Below are 24,179 nucleotides of genomic sequence, written 5' to 3'. Positions count from 1 at the left end.
TTCCGGCGGCTGGATCCCCTATGTAGACTCGCTTGCCAAGTGCGTTAACTATCTACCACCCCTGCCGTGCAGGCATATGGGTTGGAGCACCCCTGCATAACAACAAGGACGCTGTAGGCCACCCAACAGACGGTTGGCTACTTCATTGAGAGGACAATGCCGTGCGAGAGAATCTACTGCCTATACCGGTGCCGAGGCTGGACCGATTGATGGAGCTGCGCGACGCGTTGGTGGCGTTGAAAGGACCGTTGGCCAATGACCTGGCGCTACGGGAGGGCCTGCAAAAGCGCTTGTTCAACGAAGAGACCTACTGCCGCGTGCTGGGTGACGCCACTACCTCTGTGGCACACACATCGCGCTCGATTCGATACGACGAGGGGCTATAACTGCATTTTTTCTGCATTCAACCCTCATTAATATGCATTGGCATCATTGCATCAAGCTGGGCACACTGCACCGGTTCCTCCCCCAGATGTTGGAACGTTACAAAGGCTTTTCCGGGAAACCCGGCAGGCCTTTTTTTTTCGCCCGCTGTTTACGGACCTTTTTAAATGCTCGCTCGTTGGTTACCTGCTGCAATCCATACCCGTCCCGCTGAATGGAGCCGTGCCGCCATCGGCATGGCCTTGGGCACGATGCTCAGTGTCTGGGTGTGCGCCCAGGTCTTCGGCATGGAAGTCGCCCTGCATCTGCTAGGCCCGCTGGGGGCCTCCGCGGTGCTATTGTTTGCGGTGTCTTCGGGGGCGCTGGCCCAGCCATGGTCAATTATCGGCAGTTACTTGTGCGCCGCGGTCGTGGCGCTGCTGGTGGCTCGCGTGTTGGGACGTACGTTGGGCAGCGCCTGCCTTGCCGCAGGCATGACCGTTATCCTGATCTGCTGGCTGCGCTGCCTGCACCCGCCCGCCGGTGGCCTGGCAATGACCCTGGTTCTGGCCGACCCGGCCTCCATCGCCTTGGGCTGGCAGGCGTTGGCGCCGGTCATGCTCGGCGCGGGCGCACTGTTGACTTCGGCATTGGTCTACAACAACGCCACCCGTACGCGTTATCCCAAGGGGCTGGTCGAATCCCCCATAGTGCCGGTGAGCAGCCCTGCCCCCGTTGTCGATCCGATGATCACCGCGGCGGATTTGAAACTGGCCCTGGCCGAAATGGAGCAGTTTTACGATGTGGAACCGAGCGAGCTTGAACAACTGATCCATGCGGCGCAGAGCCATGCACGCCGGCGCAGTATCGGTGAAGTGCTTGCTCATCGCGCGGAGTGATCGCCCCTGCATAAATGCAAAAACGACCTGCACGATTCCGGGTTGTACTGGGCAAATTTGCACTGGTACGATCGCGAGACAGTTCGCCCGCGAATGTCGTGATAAAGAACAATAAAAGCAGGGAGTTAGAGATGACTGCTCAGGTTTCATCCCAAGCATGCAGCGCCGAGGACCTCCAGGATGAGGTATTGGCCGAAGTTCGCAACCATATCGGTCACCTTACGCTCAATCGCCCCGCAGGCTTGAACGCGATTACCCTCAACATGGTGCGGCGCCTGAAGGCGCAGTTGCAGGCCTGGGCCGATGACCCGCAGGTGTTTGCCGTCGTACTGCGTGGGGCCGGCGAGAAAGCCTTCTGCGCCGGGGGCGATATCCGCTCGCTGTATGACAGCTTCAAGAATGGCGACACCTTGCACCAAGACTTCTTCGTCGAGGAATACGCCCTCGACCTGGCTGTCCACCATTACCGTAAACCCGTACTCGCGCTGATGGATGGCTTTGTTCTGGGCGGCGGCATGGGCCTGGTGCAAGGCGCGGATCTGCGCGTGGTCACCGAGCGCAGCCGTCTGGCGATGCCCGAAGTGGCCATCGGTTACTTCCCTGACGTAGGCGGTAGCTATTTCCTGTCGCGCATTCCCGGTGAACTGGGGATTTACCTCGGCGTCACCGGGGTCCAGATTCGGGCGGCCGACGCCCTGTATTGCGGCTTGGCCGACTGGCACCTCGACAGCGCCCATCTGGCCGAACTCGACCAGAAGCTCGATCATCTGCAATGGCATGACTCCCCGCTCAAAGACCTGCAAGGCGTACTCGCCAGGCTCGCGGTGCAACAATTGCCCGACCCGCCCTTGGCGACCTTGCGCCCCGCCATTGACCATTTCTTCGCGTTGCCGGACGTGCCCAGCATGGTCGAGCAACTGCAGGCCGTGACCGTCGCCAATAGCCGCGAGTGGGCACTGACCACGGCCAACCTGATGCAAACCCGTTCGCCCCTGGCCATGGCCGTCACCCTGCAGATGCTGCGCCGTGGCCGTCACCTGCCGCTGGAACAGTGCTTTGCGCTGGAGCTGCACCTGGACCGGCAGTGGTTCGAGCGAGGTGACCTGATCGAGGGCGTGCGCGCCCTGATCATCGATAAAGACAAGACGCCTCGCTGGAACCCGCCAACGCTCGACGACCTGGACAGCCGCCATGTCGAGAGCTTCTTCCACCACTTTGCGCAGGTTGCGAAATAAGCCATGCAAGATCTTGAATACACAGAAGAACAAGTAATGATCCGAGACATGGCGCGTGACTTTGCCCGTGGCGAAATCGCCCCTCACGCCCAGGCGTGGGAGAAAGCCGGCTGGATCGACGACGCGCTCGTGGCGAAAATGGGCGAACTGGGCCTGCTGGGCATGGTGGTCCCGGAAGAATGGGGCGGCACCTATGTGGACTACGTCGCCTACGCCTTGGCCGTGGAGGAAATCTCCGCCGGCGATGGCGCTACGGGCGCACTGATGAGTATCCATAATTCAGTGGGTTGCGGGCCCATCCTCAACTTCGGTACACCAGCGCAAAAAGAAACCTGGCTGCCGGCCCTGGCCAGCGGCCAGGCGATTGGCTGCTTCTGCCTGACCGAACCCCAGGCCGGTTCCGAAGCCCATAACCTGCGCACCCGTGCCGAACTGCGGGACGGCCAATGGGTGATCAGCGGCGCCAAGCAGTTCGTCAGCAACGGCAAGCGCGCCCAGTTGGCCATTGTGTTTGCCGTCACCGACCCGGAGCTGGGCAAGAAAGGTATTTCTGCGTTCCTGGTGCCCACCGACACCGTCGGCTTTGTAGTCGACCGCACCGAACACAAGATGGGCATTCGCGCCTCGGACACCTGCGCCGTGACGCTCAACCAGTGCAGCGTGCCCGAGGCCAACCTGCTGGGTGAGCGCGGCAAGGGCCTGGCCATTGCCCTGTCCAACCTCGAAGGCGGGCGCATCGGCATTGCCGCTCAAGCCCTGGGCATCGCCCGTGCCGCGTTTGAGGCGGCGCTGGCCTACGCCCGCGATCGGGTGCAATTCAACCAGGCGATCATCGAGCACCAGAGCGTGGCCAACCTGTTGGCGGATATGCAGACCCAACTCAATGCCGCGCGCTTGCTGATCCTGCACGCTGCGCGTCTGCGCAGTGCCGGCAAGCCGTGCCTGTCGGAAGCTTCACAAGCCAAACTGTTCGCCTCGGAAATGGCCGAAAAGGTCTGCTCCTCGGCCATGCAGATACATGGCGGGTATGGCTACCTGGAGGATTACCCGGTGGAACGGTACTACCGGGATGCGCGGATCACGCAGATTTATGAAGGCACCAGTGAGATTCAGCGCATGGTCATTGCGCGTGAACTCAAGCACTACCCGTTCTGAATGACAACCGGGTAACGAAATGTGGGAGGGGGCTTGCTCCCGATTGCAGTGCATCAGTCACAGATATTTCGACTGAGACACCGCAATCGGGAGCAAGCCCCCTCCCACACGTTAGTTACTGGTCTTTGAACTCTGGGGTGCGTTTGCCGACGAATGCGGCCATGCCTTCCTTCTGATCCTGCGTCGCGAACGCCGCATGGAACACCCGGCGCTCGAAGCGCACGCCTTCGGACAGGCTCACTTCAAACGCACGGTTCACACCTTCCTTGACCATCATGCTGATCGGCACGGATTTGCCGGCAATCAGCGTGGCGACTTTCAGTGCTTCGTCCAGCAGTTCATCGGCCGGTACGATACGCGCCACGATCCCGCAACGCTCCGCTTCCACCGCATCGATAAAGCGCCCGGTCAGGCACATTTCCATGGCCTTGGCCTTACCCACGGCCCGCGTCAGGCGCTGGGTGCCGCCCATGCCGGGCAGTACGCCGAGGTTGATTTCCGGCTGGCCGAACTTGGCGCCGTCACCGGCGAGGATAAAGTCGCACATCAACGCCAGCTCACAGCCTCCGCCGAGGGCGAAGCCGTTGACCGCAGCGATGATCGGCTTACGGCGGTTGGCCACGCGGTCACTGTCGCTGAACAGATCGTCCAGGTAGATCTGCGGGTAGGTCAGTTCGGCCATTTCCTTGATGTCGGCGCCGGCGGCAAAGGCTTTTTTCGAGCCGGTCAACACGATGCAACCGATCTGCGGGTCGGCTTCCAGGCGGTCCAGCGCGTGGTTCAGTTCGCTGACCAGTTGCGCATTCAAGGCATTCAGGGCTTGTGGGCGATTGAGGGTAATCAGCCCGACGCGGCCCTGGATTTCGAGCAAGACGGTTTCGTAAGTCATGTATCGGCTCCTTAAAGATTGCGTGAGATGACCATGCGTTGAATATCGCTGGTGCCTTCGTAAATCTGGCAGACCCGCACATCGCGGTAGATCCGCTCCAGGGGGAAGTCGTTCAGGTAACCGTAACCGCCCAAGGTTTGCAAGGCGGCCGAGCAGACTTTTTCGGCCATTTCCGAGGCGAACAGCTTGGCCATGGAGGCTTCCACCAGCGCTGGCTTGCCGCTGTCGCGCAGGGCGGCGGCGTAATGCACCATCTGCCGGGCCACGGCGATTTGCGTGGCCATATCGGCCAGGCGGAACGCCACGGCCTGATGCTCGATCAGCGCTTTGCCAAAGCTTTCACGTTCACGCGCATAGTCGCGGGCCGCCTCAAACGCGGCGCGTGCCATGCCCACCGATTGCGAGGCGATACCCACGCGGCCACCTTCGAGGTTGGCCAGGGCGATCTTGTAGCCCTCGCCCTCCTCACCCAGGCGATTGCCCACCGGCACCTTCACGTCTTCGAACAGGATCTGGCAGGTGTCGGAGGCATGCTGGCCGAGTTTGTCTTCGACCCGCGCCACCGTGTAGCCCGGTGAGTCGGTCGGCACGATGAACGCGCTGATCCCGCGCTTGCCGGCGGCCGGGTCGGTGACCGCAAACACGATCACGATGCCGGCGTTCTGCCCGGAGGTGATGAACTGCTTGCAACCGTTCAGCACATAGTGATCGCCTTCAAGGCGGGCACGGGTTTTCAGGCTGCTGGCGTCGGAGCCGGCCTGGGGCTCGGTCAATGCGAAGGCACCCAGCATTGCACCACTGGCCAGGGGCTTGAGGAACTGCTCTTTCTGCTGGTCATTGCCGAACTTGAGGATCGGCACGCACCCCACCGAGTTGTGCACGCTCATGATGGTCGAGCAGGCACCGTCACCGGCGGCGATTTCTTCCAAGGCCATGGCATAGGCCAGGTAGCCGGTGTCGCAACCGCCCCACTGCTCCGGCACCAGCATGCCGAAAAAGCCCAGCTCGGCCATTTCGCCGATGGCCTCCTTGGGAAAGCGGTGGTCGCGGTCCCACTCGGCGGCAAACGGCTTCAAGCGCTCCTGGGCAAATTGCCGGGCCGCGTCACTGATTTGCACGTGTTCTTCATTGGGCAGCATATAGCGTCCTTAATCCAGGCATTCGACGGCCATGGCCGTGGCTTCACCACCGCCGATGCAGATGGCGGCAACACCGCGCTTGAGCCCGTTCTGGCGCAAGGCCGAGAGCAGGGTCACCAGGATCCGCGCACCGGAGGCACCGATCGGATGGCCCAGGGCGCAGGCGCCGCCGTGGATGTTGACCTTGCTGTGGGGGATTTCCAGTTTGGCCATGGTGACCAGGCTGACCACCGCAAAAGCTTCGTTGATCTCGAACAGGTCGACATCATTCAGGCTCCAACCGGTCTTGCTCATCAGCTTGCGGATTGCCCCCACCGGCGCGACCGGGAACAGACCCGGCTCATCGGCGAACGCAGCATGCCCGTGAATCACCGCCAGTGGCTTGAGACCACGCTTGCGCGCTTCGGATTGGCGCATCATCAGCAAGGCTGCCGCGCCGTCGGAAATCGAGCTGGAGTTGGCCGCCGTCACCGTGCCGCCGTCGCGAAACGCCGGTTTCAAGCTGGGGATCTTGTCCAGCTTGGCTTTGGGCGGTTGTTCATCGTGCAGGACGGTTTTCTGTTCTTTACCCACGGTGACCTGCACCGGGACGATCTCGGCGCTGAAGCTGCCCCGGGTGATCGCTTCCTGGGCACGCGTCAGCGAGGCGATGGCGAAGGCGTCCTGGGCTTCACGGGTAAAGCCGTTGTGCTCGGCGCAATCCTCGGCAAAGGTGCCCATCAGGCGGCCTTTGTCATACGCGTCTTCGAGGCCGTCGAGGAACATGTGGTCGAGTACCTTGCCATGCCCCATGCGGTAGCCACTGCGCGCACGGTCCAGCAGATACGGCGCGTTGGACATGCTTTCCATGCCCCCGGCGATCACCACATCGACGCTGCCGGCCACCAGCGCATCGTGGGCGAGAATGGCGGCCTCCATCCCCGAACCGCACATTTTGTTGAGGGTCGTGCAGCGAGTGGCCTTGTCCAACCCCGCGCCCAGCGCGGCCTGGCGTGCAGGTGCCTGGCCGAGGCCGGCCGGCAGCACGCAGCCGAACAGCACTTCATCCACTGCATCGCCGGCAATACCGGCACGTTCGACGGCGGCACGAATGGCGGCGCTGCCCAGTTGGGGCGCGGTCAGGCCCTTGAGGTCGCCCTGGAAACCGCCCATGGGCGTGCGTACGGCGCTGACGATGACGATCGGATCAGTCATGGGAATACTCCTTACTTGGCAGCCATGCGCAAGGCGCCGTCGAGACGGATCACCTCACCATTGAGCATGCTGTTTTCAATGATGTGACGTACCAGCGCCGCGTATTCGGCCGGTTTGCCCAGGCGCGGCGGGAATGGCACGCCGGCGGCCAGGGAGTCGCGAACTTCCGGGGTCATGCCGGCCATCATCGGGGTTTCGAAAATGCCCGGGGCAATGGTCATGACCCGGATGCCGAAGCGCGCCAGCTCGCGGGCGGCGGGCAGGGTCAGGCTGGCGATGGCACCCTTGGAAGCGGAATACGCCGCCTGGCCGATCTGCCCGTCAAAGGCGGCCACCGAGGCCGTGTTGATGATCACACCGCGCTCACCGTCGGCGTTCGCCTCGGTTTCAGCAATGGCTGCAGCGGCCAGGCGCAACAGGTTGAAGCTGCCGATCAGGTTCACGTTGATCACTTGGGCGAAGCTGGCCAAACCATGGGGGCCGTTCTTGCCGAGGATTTTCTCGCCACGCACTACACCGGCGCAGTTCACCAGCCCATGCAAGCCGCCAAACGCTGCGACCGTGGCTTCCACGGCGGCCTGGGCAGCGGCCTCCTGGCTGATGTCGGCCACCGCGCAACGCGCGTTATCACCCAATTGACCGGCCTTGGCCGCAACGGCCTCGGCGTTCAGGTCGACCAGCATCACCTTGGCGCCGGCCGCGACCAGCATGTCAGCGGTCGCCGCACCGAGCCCCGAAGCTCCGCCACTGACCAGGAATATCTTGTTTTCAATCTGCATTATTGTTTCCTTCAAAGTGGATCAAGCGACCCTGGAAATAGTCACTCCAGAGCCGCTCGGCAGCAATGGTCAAAGCCATCAACCTGGCTGACTGGTTTGGCCATGATTGATCGCGCTGATCGACCGGTCGGCCCAAGTGATTGGACGTCGGCGTGCGCGACTTCTACTCTGGGGGCCTGCTCCTGCGAAGAAGTCTTGCCGCAATGATCGTGCGTTCCAAACCCAATCTGATGGGCATCCTGTTTTCCCTCAAAGGCTCGATTGCCAAGCGCATTGCCTTGCGCAGCCTGTTGGTCACCCTGCTGGCCTCGGTGATCGTGCTGGTGGAAACCCTGCACCCTGCGTACTTCTCCAGGGTCAATGCGACGCCGTTCACGTTGCTGGGGTTGTCGCTGTCGATCTTCATGAGTTTTCGCAACAACGCCTGCTATGACCGTTGGTGGGAAGGCCGCAAACAGTTGGGGCAGATGATCATTGAGGTGCGCTCGCTGATTCGTGAAACCCAGGTGCTGGGTGACAGCCGCGAGCGCAGCGACCTGTTGCGGGGTGTCTGTGGCTTTGCCCATGGCCTGATTGCGCGTTTGCGCCATGAAGATGAAGCGCGGGCGATAGCGCCGTGGATGGCCGTGGACGGCAACCACCCCAACCCGCCCGACAGCCTGCTGCAAACCCTGGGTGCAGGCTTTTCCGAGTTGGCCCAGCGCGGTGTGATCAGCGACTGGCGCTACACCCAATTGGAAACCCGTCTGGTCGGCTTGAGCCAGGTCCAGGCAGCCTGCGAGCGGATCAAGCACACGCCGCTGCCCTTCCCCTACACGTTGCTGTTGCACCGCACCATCTACCTGTTCTGCATTCTGCTGCCGTTCGCCATGGCCGAGCCGCTGGGATGGCTCACGCCCGTGTTCACGGCCATCGTCAGCTATACGTTCTTCGGCCTCGACGAAATCGGTGATGACCTCGAAGACCCCTTTGGCTTTGATGAAAACGACCTGCCGTGCAATGCGCTGCTGCGCACCCTGGAGCGTGAAGTCCTCGCCGCACTGGGCGAAACCGATTTACCGCCGGCCCTGCAACCGATCGACTATGTGCTGAACTGATACGGGTTTGACACCTGCCGTGCTCTGGCCGAAGCTGATGGCTTTGCGATAGCTGCCCGGACGCCTGCATGTCAAAGTCACGCCGTTACTCCATCATCGGCCTGTGCGCCCTGTTGTTGATTGTGTCGATCACCTGGTATTTCTCCCGCACCGCTCAGGTCGCCGTGCCGCCGGCGATTGCCCATGGTTATGGCAAAGCGCTGAAGCAAGCGCATAACGGGGAGCCAGGCGCTGCACGCGTGTTGTACCAACAGCTGGGGCGACCGGACCTCTCGCCGGAACGTCGTGCCGCCCTGCATGCGGAACTGCCCAACTACCCCAGCCCGCAAGCGCTGAAGCTCGCCGACAAGGACTTGGCCAATGAGTCGCCGCTGGTACGCGAGGCGGCGATCCACAGCATCGTCGGCCTGGTGCCGACCGGCCAACGCACTTTGCTGCTGGGCCCGGTACTTGAAGATCCCGAACAGAGTGTGCGCTTCGCCGCCGCAAACGCCTTGCTCGGCCTTTCGCCCGACACCCTGGGCCTTTATTTCGGCCCGCTGCAGCAAGTGCTCGACGAATTTGTGAAATATCTCAAGGCCCAGCCCGAGACGGCCGAAGGCTGGATCCAGTTGGCGCGCCTGTACATTCACAGCGCCCTGCTGCCGGACGCGCAACATGCCCTGGAACAGGCGATGCGCCTGCAGCCGGATAACTTGCAAACCGTGGTGGCGCAAATCGAGCTGCTGGACAAGCAAGGCAAAACCGATGAGTCCCGCCAGTTGCTGGCGCGACAACTGGCCGAACACCCGGAGTCGGCCTACTTGCAACACGCCCTGGGCCTGTGGCTGTTGCACCACGGTGAACGCCAATATGCCTTGCTCGGCTTGTCCAAGGCGGTGGAGCTGGAGCCGGACAATCAGGATTACCGCTACGACCTGGCCACCACCCTGCACGCCCAGGAGGAATTGGAGGCAGCCCAGCGCCAGCTGGAGGAGATCATTCAACGCCACCCCGCCAACCGCAAGGCGCGGGTGCTGCTGGTCAACTACTGGAAGGAAAGTGGCCAATTGCAAAACGTCCAGGTGCTATTGGCCCAACTTGAACAGCAAAATCCGGACGATCCTGCGCTACAGCAAGGTCTCTGACCTGACAATACAAAATTGTAAAAACAGCGACTGGCTGCACAAAAAACGCAAAACGTTGAACCGCCACGGGGCCGCTACGGTCAAGTAAATATGGCGCGCTCAAAGCAGCGCGCACCTACTTGTACGTGACCTGAGGGCACTTCTTGTCTACATCCAATACGCAGTTCAGTGAAAAGGCGGCCACCGGCATCGAAGGTCTTGATGACATTCTTGTCGGCGGGCTCTCGCGTAGCCACCTGTTCCTGCTGGAAGGCGAACCCGGTACCGGAAAGACCACCGTTGCCCTGCAATTCCTGCAGGCCGGTGCGAAAAACGGCGAGCGTTCGCTGTACATCACCCTTTCCGAAACCGAGCGCGAGTTGCGCCAGGGCGCCGAATCCCATGGTTGGCAGTTGGACGACAACATCCATATTTTCGAGCTGACCCCACCCGAAAGCCTGCTCAATGCCGAGCACCAACAGAGCCTGCTGTATTCCTCCGACCTGGAATTGGGTGAGGCCACGCGGCAGATCTTCGAGGTGGTCGAGCGTGTCAAGCCGAGCCGGGTGGTGATCGACAGCCTGTCGGAGATCCGCCTGCTGGCGCAAAGCTCGTTGCGTTATCGCCGGCAGATCCTGGCGATCAAGCATTACTTCGTGCGCTATGACGCCACGGTCCTGCTGCTCGACGACCTGACCACCGAGGCGCTGGACAAGACCGTGCACAGCGTGGCCCATGGGGTTATCCGCCTGGAAGAACTGACCCCCAACTACGGCGCCGAACGCCGGCGCGTGCGCGTGATGAAGTACCGAGGTCAGAAATATCGCGGCGGCTTTCATGATTTCACCATCATGGAAGGCGGTGTGCATGTATTTCCCCGATTGGTGGCTGCCGAGCACCGCGCCGGCTACGTGCGCGAAACCTTGACCAGCGGCATCCAGGAACTCGATGCCTTGCTCGGCGGCGGTATTGAAACCGGCTCGAGCAGCCTGATTCTCGGCCCCGCCGGTACCGGTAAGTCGCTGATCTCGTTTATTTTCGCCACGGCAGCAGTGGCCCGCGGCGAGAAGGCGGCGCTGTTTATTTTTGATGAGGAACTGGGGCTGCTGTTCGAGCGCATGCGCCAACTGAACATCGACCTGGATGCACTGCAAGCCACCGGCAACCTGGTGATCGAACAGGTAGACGCCGCTGAACTTACGCCCGGCGAGTTCTCCCACCGTGTACGGCGCTGTGTGGACGAGCATGGCATCAAGACGGTGGTGATCGACAGCCTGAACGGCTATCAGGCGGCTATGCCGGAAGAGAACGCGCTGATCCTGCACATGCATGAATTGTTGCTGTACCTCAATCGCCGAGGCGCGGCGACCTTCATGACCATCGCCCAACATGGCCTGGTTGGGGACATGCAGGCGCCAGTAGACATTACCTACCTGGCCGACACCGTTATTTTGTTGCGTTACTTCGAAGCGCTGGGCGAAGTTCGTCGGGCTATCTCGGTCATCAAGAAGAGGACCGGCACCCATGAGACGACCATTCGCGAGTACCGCATCAGCAAGCAGGGCATGACCATTGGTGCCCCGCTGAACAACTTCCAAGGCGTGCTGCGCGGAATTCCCACCTATGTGGGCACCGCCGCGCCGCTGCTGGAGGATGAGGAGCAGTGACAGGCCCTTCACCGGTCTCGGAACGCGCGATCATTCTGGCGCCGCTGGGCCGCGACAGTGCATTGGCGTTGCAGATGCTCAACGAGGCCCGCTACGGCGGCATTGTTGCTGACAGTCTGGGTGCCCTGTGCGAGGCGCTGGAGCAAGGCGCCGGGCTGCTGATCATTGCGGCCGAAGCACTGCGCGGTGTCGAGCTGGCGCCCTTGCTGGACTACCTTGCCCGGCAACCGGCCTGGTCCGACTTGCCGATTGTGCTCATGACCCACCACGGCGGCAATGAACGCAACGGTTCAGCGCACTTGAGTGCCTTGTTAGGCAACGTCACCTTCCTGGAGCGCCCCTTTCATCCGGTGACCTTGATCAGTTTGGTCAGCGCCGCCCTGCGCGGCCGGCGACGGCAATATGAGGCGCGTGACCGGCTGATCGAGCTGAGTGCCAGCCAGCAGCGACTGCAAACGACCCTGGAGTCCCTCGAACAGCAGGTAGAAGAACGCACCGCGCAGTTACGCCATAACGAAGATGCCTTGCGGCAATCGCAGAAAATGGAAGCGGTGGGCCAATTGACGGGCGGTATCGCCCACGACTTCAACAACATGCTCACCGGCATCATCGGCAGCCTGGAGATGCTGCGCAGGCGGGTTGCGCGGGGCAAGCTGGATGACCTCGACAGCCTGATCGACCTGGGCGTCACCTCGGCCAACCGCGCAGCCAGCCTTACGCACCGCTTGCTGGCATTTTCCCGTCGCCAGTCCTTGGACGCCAAACCGGTGCAAATCAATCAATTGGTGAGTTCCATGGGGGAGTTACTCAAGCGCAGCGTTAACGAAAGCATCTCCCTGGACATGCACCTGGCCGCTGATTTGTGGACCGCCGAAGCTGACCCCAACCAATTGGAAAGTGCCCTGCTCAACCTGGTGATCAATGCGCGGGATGCCATGCCGGGGGGCGGCAGGCTGGTGGTGGAAACCGGCAATCGGCATCTCGACAGCGTGTTTACCGCCGCCTATGGCACGTTGGAGCCAGGCGACTATGTGGAGTTGAGCGTCAGCGACACGGGGTGTGGTATCCCGGAAGGTCTGATGAGCCGGGTGTTTGACCCGTTTTTCACAACCAAGCCCATTGGCCAGGGCACCGGCCTTGGGTTGTCGATGATTTACGGGTTTGCCCGTCAATCCCGTGGCCATGTGACGATTCACAGTGAGGTCGATAAAGGCACGACCGTCAGCTTGTTCCTGCCACGCTTCCACGGTGAAATCACTCAGGCCGAGGCCTCCGACCCCGCACTGCTGCCGTTCGCCGGTGCCGAAGAGACCGTGTTGATTGTCGAAGACGACCCGGCGGTCCGCGTGCTGGTCAGCACGGTGCTCAAGGAACTGGGCTACGCCTATGTCGAAGCCGAGGACGCCCCTTCGGCGTTGCCGATCATTGAGTCGGAGCAACGCATCGACTTGATGATCAGCGATGTCGGCTTGCCAGACATGAACGGCCGGCAGCTGGCCGAGATCGGGCGACAGATAAGGCCCGAGCTCAAGGTGCTGTTCATTACCGGGTATGCCGAGCATGCGGCGGTGCGTGGAGGGTTTCTTGACCCCGGGATGCAGCTGATCACCAAGCCGTTCACCTTCGATATGCTGACGGCGAAAGTACGCGAGATGATCAACGCGCGTTCCCAGGGGTAAGCCGCACCGGGTCTAGAGTGGGGTCATAAACAGACTGGCTACGGTGTCGGAGTCGACGCCTACTTTGCTCAGCGCGTCGCTGCGGTATTCACTGACACCGAGGTGCAGCACTTTGGACGTGGGGTCGGTGTTGGCATAGGGTCGGGGAAATTTTTTGTTGGTGAATACGTCATTCATTGCTTTGCGCAAGCTGCCCAGCGTCGGAAACTCAGCCAAACCGTAATTGGGCTCGAAAAAGAAGTAAGTACGCTGCCCCCCTTCAACCTTGACCCCCACGACCATGGCGTGGCCTTTATCACTGACCAGGATGTATTTGGTCTGGGGAGCCGTGACCAGCTCATCAGCGATCACGTTGAAGGGTTTAGAGGGCACATTGGATATGCCATGGAATGCAGTCGGCTGTGCGAACCGGCTTTGCAGGCCCGTGACCGTCTGGATAAAGCGCTTGGAAGCGGCGCTGTTCGGATTGGCCGCCGCTTTAAAGAGGTTGTCGATGAACTGTTGACCCTTGCCGCGCTTTATCGCCTCGATCATCACATGGGACAGTGCCGCACACTGGCCTTGGGATAACGGCTGCACCTGGCTCAAATAAAACAATTGCGAGATCGGCGTGACCCTGCCACCTGCACTACGCACAGCATTGTTGAACACATCGACGCCCTTCAAACTGAACTGCACCGCTACCCGTTCCTGTTGCCGCGCCAATATGCCGAGGTTTTTGGGCGTGTGTTTTTGGCTCACAGCCAGCTTCTTGATTTGGGCAGACTTCATGCCCGCTGAATAACCGGGCACATCGGCCGGGTTGCCATTCAAGTAGCCTTCGCGAAACGCGGCGGCGTGGGCGCCGTTTTCCGCCTTGCGGGTGACGTTCTGCCATTGGGTGTCAAGGTGGGTGGTTGTCGTCGGCTTGAAATCCGCCAAGGGCCTGCCAAAGGACTTGTTGGTGGCCGGGTTGTAGGCAAACCACCTGCCGGAGCCTGCATCGAACTTGGCAATGGTCGGGTAATACCCTCCAGCGCCGGCGGCTTTAGCCGTACCCTCGAACAGATCGCTGCGCTGGGACACCACATTGGCCTGCTGCGGGGTCAGGCGTACGCCTGACTGCGTGGTTTTGCCGGAAAAACCTGTGCGTACGCGTCGAACGGCGTCAGTGAGCAATTTTGAGCCCGCCTTGGCGCCCGTTTTCGCACCATCGGCGAACCCCATCAGCAATGATTGCCCGAAGATTTTACGCAGGGGCGTGATGGAATCTTTACTTTGGGCGACGCTTTTAAGGGCTCCGCCCCCCGCTCTGCCAATGCCCGCCGTGGTGACCGTCACCACGACATCGAAGATGATATCCCCTGCCACAGCGATGTAATCACCCTTGATCAAGTTCCTGATCATCGAAACGCCGGGCACAAAACCGATAATGCGCTCGAAGTCGGCGTGTGCCTGAGCGTTTTCCTCATCGAAAGTCGTCACCGCCAGGGTGCTCTCCCGGACGTCATCAAGGTGATAGCCCTCAATGATCTCGTCCGCCAACTTCTTGCCGAGGTACTGGCTGCGGCTGCTGGAAAAAGCGTTGGCAGACGTTTTGCCGTCAGGTCGGGCTTGTTGCTGACGGGCCTCTTCGTCCGACTCGGGCACAACCCGTGTGATTTCGCGCGCGTCCTCCGTCTTCTCGTCAAATACCTCGCCAACCACTGTGTAGGGCTCTTGCAGCCCTTCCTTGAAGGTTTCTTGCCAGTCGTCGTGGCGTTGCACCCGATTATGGCGCGGGTCGAACTCGTAATAAGTCGCCTTGCCCTCATGCTCGGTTTTTATAATCAGCTTGCCCCGCTCTTCGAGTGGCTCGGGCTGGTAGTGCCTCCATTCCTTTGTTCTCTCTCGCTCCATGATGCGCCTCGAGACACCGGGTCGATAAATCGTCAACGTCCCGCTTTCGATATTCTTCCGATCTTGCGGAGCGAGATTGGCAATCATCGTGCGGGTCACGGTACTCCAGGCTTTACTCAGCTTGGCCTGATACTCGTCGAACGCGGCTTTGTGTTCCTGGCCCGGGTCGGGCAGCTCGCGCAGGCGCTTGAACACGTCTGCGTCGATCCTCGGATTAGTCGAAACCCAGCCATAACTCCTGGTTTTTTTCGCCAGGTAGAAATCCAGCAGCGAGTAGCTCCCTTTGGGCTCCACGCTCAGTGCCGGCGACAGCGTATGCGCCCCCGAAGCCACACTGCTGCTGCGGATAGTCTTCTCTTCGTAGTCGATGCCCTCGCCAAATTCCTGCTTGAGCCGGGCCAGTGCGACTGAACGCTGGGTCGGGGCCGGCGTGGCCAGGACCTCGATCGCCTCGACCAGCTCATTCTGCTGATCGCTGATAGCCTGGCGGGTCGCGCTGACCTGCTGCTCGGTGTAGGGCCCTTGGGGGCCAAGCAGGCCATGCCCCCTGCCCCACTGGATAATCGCCGGCAACTGGGTCTGGTCCTGAATCAGTTGATCCTCTTCGCGAACCGGGTCGGTCGCATCAAACTCGACCACCTCGGTGAAGGTCATCTGCGCGCTGGCACCCGGGCTGGTGGCTTCAATACGCGCCACGGCAGACTTGAGGCTGAGCGAGGCGAACGAATTGAAGGTCACCTCCGGTGGAACACCCTTGACCTGCAGTTCCGGGGCCTTGCGGCTGAGCAGCAGCATCGCGGCAATCGGTGCCGCCTCGGGCGTGGTTTTATTGGTATCCACCAGATGTTTGATCAGCTGTTGCTTGATCACTGAAACCGGCTGGCGGTAGAACTGCGGGGCCGCCAAGTCGAATCCCGCCACATATTGCTCTGCGGGCTCCTTGGGGTCTGACAGGCTCGCGGCGTCGAGCGTTACGCCCAGGGCCGTCAGCAAAACTTCTTCGGGGCTCATGTGGGCGGCCACTTCGCCCAGGCGCGCTTTAAGCTGCGCGCCTAATTGCCTGCCGACACTCGAGTTCAGGATCCACTGCATCACCGCATGGGGGTCGCCGGTATTGAGCACACTGCGCGGCACATTTTTCACCAGGGCGCCCAGCACATCGGTGGTGCCCAATGCCGAATCCGGGTCCAGCCCCGGCAACGGCGGCTTGTTCTCGGCAATGATCCGGAAGAGCTCAGCCTGGTCTTCAATGGACAGCGGCTGTGGCCATGCCAACGCCCCGCCATAGTTACCGTAGGGGGGAGCGGGCAATGCCGGGGCGGCCAGGGCGCGGATAAGGTTGTACATCTGCTGCGGATTTTGCGGAACCTGCCAGCCGCCGGCAGCCAGCACGTCCGCCAGGGTCGCTTCCGGCTGGTCGGAAGACTGCCCATACGTTGAATCGGGATGAATCGGCATAAAGCCGTTCAACAGATAGTTGACGTCCTCGCCCCGGTAGTGCTGCAAGTGTTTGAGCAGGTTGAACTGATTAATGCTGTCGCCCAGGTCGCTCTTCTGCTGTTGCAGCAACTGCGGGGATTGATATTCAAGCCGCACATAAGTCTCGCCGGGCTTGAGGGTGTCGAACGCCTGGTTGTGCTCGAGCTGCGTGGCCCGTTCGAGTGTCTGGGCGCTGTAGTGAGGCAGCAGCACCTCGCCATGAAAGCGCGCGACGATAATCAGCGGCGCCGATGTGGGGCTGGTCGGAAGGTCCACCGCCGAGGGGTAGAAGGCTTTCATCGCCGCCATCACCGGCGCCAGCGCAGCCTGCCACTGCGGTGCCTGATCCTTGAGTTGAAGCCGTGTGCTTTCGCCGTTGATGACCACGGTCAGGGTTTCGCCATTAACGGTGATCGGCTGAGTGGTATCAATGTTGAGCGCCTTGGCCCAGGCGAGGAACATCGGGCTGTGGCAGGCGTTGTACAACGCCTGCCACCACCCGCCAAACGCCGTCTCCTGGGGAATATCGTGAAGCATTCCGGCGCTGGACTTTTTTTCAACGGCCTGCCGGATGCCGCTGATGTACAACTGCAACAGACGCCGTTCACCGACCGCTTCAGGCGCCGGTTCAGGCAACGATGTCGGTTCGCCCGAGGCCGCTACGGAAGTCACAGGCGTCGGAATGGCAAAGCGCTGATTCGACGAAACGGGAGACGCAAACATGGGGAGCCCTCTGACAGAAAATAAGCATCGCCCGTGACGAAGTAACGCTCATCAAGGGCATCGCTTATTGGGCACTGGCTGTCAGACGGTTCCTGTTTGGGGATCAGAAGGATGTAACTGGACGTGCCCTTTTATCAGGCCAGCAAGTGCTGGATGTGCTCCTGCAAGGTGTCGAGGTCAAACGGCTTGGCCAGGATCGGTGCATTCCGCGTGATCGGGCTATTGCAGTCGAGGATTTCCTGCGGGTAACCACTGATGAAGATCACTTTCAGTTCAGGCCGCAGCTTGATGGCGGGCTCGGCGATCTGTACCCCGGAAATCCCGCCCGGCAGGCGGTAATCGGTCACCATCAGATCCAGGTGCGGCTTGGTCGCGAGGATCTCGAAAGCCTGCTCGCCATCGCTCGCCTTCAAGACCCGATAGCCCAGGCCCGCCAGGTATTCACCCAGCACGAACATAATGGATTCGTCGTCCTCGACGATCAGAACGACATCTTGCGCATCTTCACTCATGGGAAGCCTTTGTCCGGTCAATTGCTGCTGTTACGACCATGGGGTCACGCAGAGGTTGCGTCGAAGTGACGATTGATTTCATGCCGACGCCGCCAGGGGCAGGCAGACGCGAAACAAGGCGCCCTCGCCTATCCGGCTTTCCACTTCGATAGTACCGCCGTGGGCCGTAACGATCTGCTCGGAAATAAACAGCCCCAGGCCAAGACCGGCGGCTACCTGGCTGGCCGAGACGCGTTCGAACTGCTGGAAAATACGTTTCTGGTTTTCTTCGCTGATACCAATGCCATGGTCGCGCACCTCGACCCGCGCCTCGCCATGCTCGGTGTACACGCGCACCTCCACCGGGCTCTTGGCCCCGTAGCGCAAGGCGTTGGTCAGTAGATTGGTGATCACCTGCTCGATGCGGAACTCATCCCAGTGGCCCTCGACGGGCCCTTCGCTCTCCCATCGCAGCGTCGAACCGGCGGCCGCCACTTGCGGCGCGAAGTTTTCCACCAGGTTGCCGACCAGTCGGGCCAGGTCGAAACGCGCCGGGCGGATCGAGAGCTTGCCGGTGCGGATACGCGACACGTCGAGCATGTCTTCGATCAGGCGGATCAGGCTGCGGATCTGCCGCTCGTCGCGGTCGACCATGGCGTGCATCTTGTCCAGGGTGAACGCCTCGGCATTGTCGCGAGCCAGGTGCATCTTGCGCAGCTGGGTTTCCAGGATCAGCCCATTGAGGGGCGTACGGACTTCGTGGGCGACGATCGACATGAAGTCATCGCGCATGCGCACCGCCTGCTCCAACTCCGCCTGGGTCGCTTGCAGGCGCGCCAACAGCAGTTCCTGTTCGCGCCGGCTGCGCTCCAGCTCTTCGACTTGCAGTTTCATCGCCTTGCTCTGGCGGTACAGGTCGACAAACACATTGACCTTGCTCTTCACCGCGTGGATATCCAGCGGCTTGTGCAGGAAGTCGACGGCGCCGCTTTCATAACCCGTGAAGGCGTAGTTGAGCTCACGGCCGGCGGCACTGACGAACACTATCGGGATGTTCTTGGTCTTTTCGGTGCCGCGCATCAATTCAGCCAGCTCGAAACCGTTCATACCGGGCATCTGTACGTCGAGAATCGCCATGGCGAACTCATGTTCCAGCAACAGGGACAAGGCTTCGTCGGCGCTCAAGGCCTTGAAGACCTGACGGTCCTCGCGCTTGATCAATGCTTCAAGGGCCAGCAGGTTCTCCGGCAGATCGTCAACGATCAGCAGTTTGGCCTGGATAGTACTTAACATGAGGAATTTTCCAGGGTAGCCAGCAATGAGCTTATTTGGCTCAAGGTCAGAATATGGTCAGGTGTATGCAGTGCCAGGGCCGCCAGGGGCATCACGGCAATCCGTGCGTCCCTGGGGTCCTGGACCACGGTGGTGCCGCCCGATTGCTTGACGTAGGCCAGCCCGCTTGCGCCGTCCTGGTTGGCGCCGGTCAACAAAATCGCCAGTAGCCCTTTGCCATAGGCATCGGCGGCCGAAGAAAACAGGAAATCGATCGAAGGTCGGGAGTAGAACACGCGGTCTTCCTGGCTCAGCGACAGGCTGCGGTCCTGCTCCACCGACAGGTGATAGCCGGGACCTGCGAAATACAAAGTGCCCGCCTGCAGCGTCTCTTTGTCCCGCCCTTCCCGCACCGGGATGCGCAGGCGCCGTGCGAACACTTCGGCCAACTGGCTGCGCCGCTCATCCGGCAGGTGCAGTACCGCAATGATCGGCAGGCCGAAATCCTGGGGCAACGGCTCAAAAATATGCAGCAACGCCTCCACACCGCCGGCGGAGGCGCCGACGACGATGGCTTCAATCCCGTGAACCGGGTTGGCGGCAGCGTCGTTCATGATTTTCGGTAGATCCGCTCTTGCTTGACCAACGGCTCGAATTGTTTGCTGTAGGCGGAAAAATCCAGGGTTTCCTTGCTGCCCAGCACCAGGAAGCCGCGATGACACAGCGACTCATGGAACAACCCAAACGCCCGATCCTGCAATTTTTTATTGAAGTAAATCAGCACGTTACGACATGAAATTAATTGTGTTTCTGAGAATACACTATCGGTCGCCAAACTGTGATCGGCAAAGGTCACATTCTCGCGCAGGGTTTTGTCGAAGATCGCGTAATCGTAGGCCGCGGTGTAGTAGTCGGCAAATGACCGCTGCCCACCGGCCTGCTGGTAGTTCGCCGTATAGGCGCGCACGTTCTCCAGGGAGAAAATGCCCTGCTTGGCTTTATCCAGCGAGGCGGGGTTGATATCGGTGGCATAAATGATCGTGCGCTCCAGCAGCCCCTCCTCACGCAACAGGATCGCCATGGAGTACACCTCTTCGCCCGTGCTGCACCCAGCGATCCAGATCTTGATCGAGGGGTAGGTCTTGAGCAGCGGCACCACTTCCTGGCGGATGGCCAGGAAGTGCGACGGGTCGCGAAACATCTCGCTCACCGGAATTGTCAGGAACTGCAGCAATTGCATGAACGCCGCAGGGTCGTGCAGCACCCGCTCCTGCAATGCCGAAATGGTCGCGCAGTCGAGCTGGTGCAAGGCGTGGGCTACGCGCCGTTTGATCGATGCCCCCGAGTAATCGCGAAAGTCGTAGCTGTACTTGAGGTAAATCGCCTCGATCAGCAGGCGCAGCTCAATATCGCTATCGCTGCTTTTGTCCAAAAAACATTGCTCCACTTAAATGCGTTCCATCTTGGGTAGCCACACGCGAATCAAGGAAAACAGGCGATCCAGGTCAATCGGCTTGGCCAGGTAATCGTTGGAACCGGCTGCGAGGCAGCGTTCCTGGTCATCCTTCATCGCCTTGGCCGTGACGGCAATGATCGGCAGCTTCTTCCAGCGCGGGTCCTGGCGGATCAGGGCAGTGGCCTCATAGCCGTCCATTTCCGGCATCATCACGTCCATCAGCACCAGGTCGATATCCTCGACTTCATTGAGCTTTTCGATGGCTTCATGGCCGTTACGCCCGATCACCACCACCGCGCCCTTGTGTTCCAGGGCGCTGGTCAGGGCGAAGATGTTGCGCACATCATCGTCCACCAGCAGGATTTTGCGCCCCTCGAACACCTTGTCGCGGCTGCGCGCCGTCTTGAGCATCTTCTGGCGGTCATGGGACAACTGCGATTCGACTTTGTGCAGAAAGAGTGTGACTTCATCCAGCAAGCGCTCCGGGGAGCGTGCGCCCTTGATGATGATCGAGCGCGAGTATTTGCGCAGTTCAGCTTCTTCATCGCGGGTCAGGTTGCGCCCGGTGTAGACGATCACCGGCGGGAACGAGCAGATGTCCTCGGTGGCCATGCGCTTGAGCAACTCGTTGCCATGCATGTCCGGCAGCTTCAGGTCGATGATCATGCAGTCGTAGATATTGGTGCGCAGCAGGTCCAGGGCCGCCTGGGCGTAGCCGACGTCGGTGATCTCGATGTCATCGTCGCCGATCAGGCGGGCAATGCTATCGCGCTGCAGATCATCGTCTTCCACCAGCAATACACGCTTGACCTTTTGGGTCAGCTTGGCTTCAAGGCGCGCAAACACGTCCTTGAGCTCTTCGCGGGTCGTGGGCTTGACGGCATAACCGATGGCGCCCATATGCATGGCGGCCTCGACGCGGTCTTCCACGGAAATCACATGCACCGGGATGTGGCGGGTGTTGGCGTGTTCCTTGAGGCGTTGCAGTACCGTCAGCCCGGAATGGTCCGGCAGGCGCATGTCCAGCAGGATCGCATCCGGAATGTATTCCTCGGCCAGGCTGTAGCCTTCGTCCGCGCCGTGTGCCACCAGGCAGTGGTAGCCCAGCTCGTGGGCCAGGTCGAACAGGATGCGGGCGAAGTTCGGCTCATCTTCCACCACCAGAATGCAACGCGTGGCAAAGGGAGCTTTGTCGCGGTCATCGGCGAAGCGCGGAATCTGCTCGGTGTCGGCCACCGGCAGCGGGGAAATCCTGACCGGGGCCGGCGCAGGTGCTGCCACGACCTGGCGCGGCGCCTCGATCGGCGGGCTGTCTTGCGTACGCTCCACGTATTGCTGCGGCAACACCAGGGTGAACACACTGCCCTTGCCGGGCTCACTGGTCACGGTGATATAGCCGCCCAGCAAGGTAGCCAGGTCGCGGGATATCGAAAGGCCCAGGCCCGTACCGCCGTAACGACGGTTGGTGGTGCCGTCGGCCTGGCGGAAGGCTTCGAAAATGCTTTCCTGCTGGTCCGGGGCGATACCGATGCCGGAATCGCGCACGGTAAAGGCAATGCTCTCCCCCGGCGCCTGGGAAACCGACAGACTCACCTCGCCCTGCTCGGTGAACTTGATCGCGTTGGACAGCAGGTTCTTGAGGATTTGCTCCAAACGCTGGCGGTCGGTGAACAGCAGCGCCGGCGCACCTTCGAGTATCTGCGCCTGAAAGCCCAGCTTTCGATCCGCCGCCAAGGGTTCGAACATGGCACGCAGGCCATCGATCAGGCGCGGGACGCTGGAACTTTCGGGACGCACTTCCAACTTGCCGGCTTCCACCTTGGAAATGTCCAGGATGTCGTTGATCAGGTTGAGCAGGTCATTGCCGGCCGAATAGATCGACTCGGCAAACTTGACCTGTTCGGCGCTGAGGTTTTCCTGGGGGTTCTCGGCCAGCAGCTTGGCCAGGATCAGCGAACTGTTCAGCGGAGTGCGCAGTTCGTGAGACATGTTGGCGAGGAATTCGGACTTGTATCGGCTGGAGCGCTGCAACTCGTCGGCGCGGTCCTCCAGTGCCGCCTGCGCCTGGTTGAGCTCGATGTTCTTGCGGTCCATGGCGTCGCGCTGGTCGGCCAGGGTCTGGGTCTGTGCGGCCAACTGCTCGTTGGTCTGCTCCAGCTCGGCCTGCTGGGTTTCCAGGTGGGCCTGGGATTCCTTGAGAATCCGCGACTGCTCTTCCAGCTCTTCGTTGGCGGTCTTGAGTTCTTCCTGTTGCACTTGCAGTTCTTCATTGAGCTGCTGGGTTTCGGCCAACACCTCCTGCAAGCGCTGGCGGTAGCGGGCAGCTTCGATGGAGGTGCCGATATTGTCGGCGATCAGCTCCAGCAACTCGATGTCGCGCTCTTGCAATGGGCGCAGGAAACCCAGCTCGATCACCCCGTTGACGCGTTCGTCATTGCTGGTCGGCGCCACCAGCACGCTTCGGGTGGGGCCATCGCCCAGACCCGAGCTGACCTTGAAGTAGTCCACCGGCACATCATCCAGGCGAATCAGGCGATCCTGCTGGGCCGCCTGCCCCACGATGCCTTCGTCGCTGTAGATCGATTGTTCCTGCTGTTCCTGTTCACGCGAAAAGCCATAGGTGGCCACACGCTTGAGGCCACCGTGTTCTTCGCGCACGTACAGCGCGGCGACCACTGAGCCCATGTATTGGGCAAAGAACTGCAGAATATTGCGCCCCAGCATATTCAGGGTCAGTTGGCCGAGTACCTGTTCTGCCAGTTCGGTCTGGCCGTTGCGCAGCCAGGCTTGCTGTTCCAGGCGCCGCGCGATCTTCTGTTGCGACGCGAGGTTTGCGTTGTAACTGTTTGATAACGCAACAAGATTCTTGCGACCGATATACGCCAGAAAACCGCTCAGGCCAAGTACGAAGATCAGGTACAGCGTGACACTGGTCACGGTCGTACGGGTGACCTCTTCATTGCGCGCGATACGGAACTGCTGCTCCATCGCCACCGCGTTGTCGTATTCCTGACGGATTTCATCGGTCAGGCGTTTACCCCGGCCCGCCTTCACTGCGCTTCGGTAATCACCGCTGGCGCGCTGCATTTCAATCATCGACTGGGCGTATTGGTTCCACTCAATCTGCAGGGCTTCCAGGCGCTTGAGGCGGTCCACCTGTTGCGGGTTGTCCGACACCAGTTCCTGGAGGTTGCGCAGGTCGGCAATGATCCGGGGCTTGGCCACCTCATAGGGGTCGAGGAAGTGCTCGTCGCCGGTGATCAGAAAGCCGCGCATGCCGGTTTCCAGGTCAACGGTCAGCTTGGACGTCTCGTTGAGGTTGTTGATGACCCGGTCGGTGTGCTCCACCCATTGAATGACGGACAACAAATAGGTGATCAGACACACGAAGAACACGGCGCTGAGCACGCCCACGCCCAAGGGCAGCGCGACGTTTCGGCTCAATAGGTGACGAAAGCTCTTTTCATCGACGGACGATGCAGGAGTCATGGGCAGGCCTTTGCCAAATGCGGAAAAAAACGGAGTTTGCCCCAAAGTTGCCCGGGAACGCCATTTTTCTACCGCATAACGACGAAAAGGATGACAGAGCGGGTTAAAACGTCCGACCTGCCAACCAAGAGCGGGAGTCGATCGCCTTACTTCTTTTCACACTTCACTGCGCCGGGCACGGGAACGTCG

The 24,179-nt window shown here is 60.8% G+C and carries 18 protein-coding genes; 8 read left to right on the top strand and 10 right to left on the bottom strand.

All coding sequences use genetic code 11. The features are described 5' to 3' along the window. The first annotated feature begins 161 nt into the window (after positions 1–161). From DK870_RS04255 to DK870_RS04240, 4 genes are all read left to right on the top strand, one after another. Positions 162–386, top strand: a complete 225-nt coding sequence (locus DK870_RS04255; protein ID WP_372241647.1) for a type VI secretion system contractile sheath small subunit — start codon at positions 162–164, stop codon at positions 384–386. A 165-nt stretch (positions 387–551) separates the two neighbouring features. Further along, positions 552–1,262, top strand: coding sequence for an HPP family protein (locus DK870_RS04250; protein WP_161548035.1), 711 nt, complete (start codon positions 552–554; stop codon positions 1,260–1,262). A 131-nt stretch (positions 1,263–1,393) separates the two neighbouring features. Next, positions 1,394–2,497: an enoyl-CoA hydratase/isomerase family protein gene (locus tag DK870_RS04245; protein WP_161548034.1), complete on the top strand. Its 1,104-nt coding sequence runs from the start codon at positions 1,394–1,396 to the stop codon at positions 2,495–2,497. Between the two features lie 3 nt (positions 2,498–2,500). Beyond that, positions 2,501–3,652: an acyl-CoA dehydrogenase family protein gene (locus DK870_RS04240; RefSeq protein ID WP_161548033.1), complete on the top strand. Its 1,152-nt coding sequence runs from the start codon at positions 2,501–2,503 to the stop codon at positions 3,650–3,652. A 115-nt stretch (positions 3,653–3,767) separates the two neighbouring features. Here DK870_RS04240 and DK870_RS04235 read toward each other — a convergent pair whose 3' ends face one another. Genes DK870_RS04235 through DK870_RS04220 form a run of 4 tightly spaced genes read right to left on the bottom strand, consistent with a single transcriptional unit; the run spans position 3,768 to position 7,653 of the window. Beyond that, positions 3,768–4,541: an enoyl-CoA hydratase gene (locus tag DK870_RS04235; protein ID WP_161548032.1), complete on the bottom strand. Its 774-nt coding sequence runs from the start codon at positions 4,539–4,541 to the stop codon at positions 3,768–3,770. Between the two features lie 11 nt (positions 4,542–4,552). Continuing rightward, positions 4,553–5,680 (bottom strand): acyl-CoA dehydrogenase, encoded by a 1,128-nt coding sequence (locus tag DK870_RS04230; RefSeq protein WP_060753007.1) that lies wholly within the window; start codon positions 5,678–5,680, stop codon positions 4,553–4,555. Between the two features lie 9 nt (positions 5,681–5,689). Then, a complete protein-coding gene (locus DK870_RS04225; protein WP_161548031.1) occupies positions 5,690–6,874 on the bottom strand; it encodes an acetyl-CoA C-acyltransferase in 1,185 nt (394 codons plus the stop codon). An 11-nt stretch (positions 6,875–6,885) separates the two neighbouring features. Next, complete coding sequence (locus DK870_RS04220; RefSeq protein ID WP_090371019.1) at positions 6,886–7,653, bottom strand: SDR family NAD(P)-dependent oxidoreductase; 768 nt, start codon at positions 7,651–7,653, stop codon at positions 6,886–6,888. A gap of 203 nt (positions 7,654–7,856) precedes the next feature. Between DK870_RS04220 and DK870_RS04215 the strand changes: the two genes are divergently transcribed. The 4 genes from DK870_RS04215 (at position 7,857) to DK870_RS04200 (ending at position 13,202) form a co-directional block, all read left to right on the top strand. After that, entirely contained in the window at positions 7,857–8,750 is an 894-nt protein-coding gene (locus DK870_RS04215) for a bestrophin family protein (protein WP_161548030.1), read from the top strand. Positions 8,751–8,818: 68 nt separating this feature from the next. Beyond that, positions 8,819–9,877 (top strand): tetratricopeptide repeat protein, encoded by a 1,059-nt coding sequence (locus DK870_RS04210; protein ID WP_090371014.1) that lies wholly within the window; start codon positions 8,819–8,821, stop codon positions 9,875–9,877. Positions 9,878–10,020: 143 nt separating this feature from the next. Further along, positions 10,021–11,523, top strand: a complete 1,503-nt coding sequence (locus DK870_RS04205; RefSeq protein WP_161548029.1) for an ATPase domain-containing protein — start codon at positions 10,021–10,023, stop codon at positions 11,521–11,523. Further along, entirely contained in the window at positions 11,520–13,202 is a 1,683-nt protein-coding gene (locus DK870_RS04200) for a response regulator (protein WP_161548028.1), read from the top strand. Before DK870_RS04205 ends, DK870_RS04200 begins: the two co-directional genes overlap by 4 nt. Positions 13,203–13,214: 12 nt before the next feature. Here DK870_RS04200 and DK870_RS04195 read toward each other — a convergent pair whose 3' ends face one another. The 6 genes from DK870_RS04195 to DK870_RS04170 form a co-directional block, all read right to left on the bottom strand. Further along, a complete protein-coding gene (locus tag DK870_RS04195) occupies positions 13,215–17,282 on the bottom strand; it encodes a hypothetical protein (RefSeq protein WP_161548027.1) in 4,068 nt (1,355 codons plus the stop codon). A gap of 134 nt (positions 17,283–17,416) precedes the next feature. Beyond that, positions 17,417–17,794: a response regulator gene (locus DK870_RS04190; protein WP_060752999.1), complete on the bottom strand. Its 378-nt coding sequence runs from the start codon at positions 17,792–17,794 to the stop codon at positions 17,417–17,419. Between the two features lie 78 nt (positions 17,795–17,872). Next, positions 17,873–19,066, bottom strand: a complete 1,194-nt coding sequence (locus tag DK870_RS04185) for a hybrid sensor histidine kinase/response regulator (protein WP_161548026.1) — start codon at positions 19,064–19,066, stop codon at positions 17,873–17,875. Next, on the bottom strand, positions 19,060–19,659 hold the full coding sequence (locus DK870_RS04180; RefSeq protein ID WP_060752997.1) for a chemotaxis protein CheB: 600 nt from the start codon (positions 19,657–19,659) through the stop codon (positions 19,060–19,062). The genes DK870_RS04185 and DK870_RS04180 overlap by 7 nt, the downstream gene beginning before the upstream one ends. Further along, positions 19,656–20,492 carry a protein-glutamate O-methyltransferase CheR gene (locus DK870_RS04175; protein WP_090371002.1) on the bottom strand — a complete coding sequence of 279 codons (837 nt, stop codon included), beginning with the start codon at positions 20,490–20,492 and terminating at the stop codon, positions 19,656–19,658. Before DK870_RS04175 ends, DK870_RS04180 begins: the two co-directional genes overlap by 4 nt. Further along, complete coding sequence (locus tag DK870_RS04170) at positions 20,493–23,990, bottom strand: response regulator (protein ID WP_161548025.1); 3,498 nt, start codon at positions 23,988–23,990, stop codon at positions 20,493–20,495. It lies immediately after the preceding gene. Between the last annotated feature and the right edge of the window lie 189 nt (positions 23,991–24,179).

Source organism: Pseudomonas sp. Q1, assembly GCF_009935975.1.
Classification (GTDB): Bacteria; Pseudomonadota; Gammaproteobacteria; order Pseudomonadales; family Pseudomonadaceae; genus Aquipseudomonas; species Aquipseudomonas palleroniana.
This window is presented reverse-complemented; position numbering and strand designations above follow the sequence as displayed.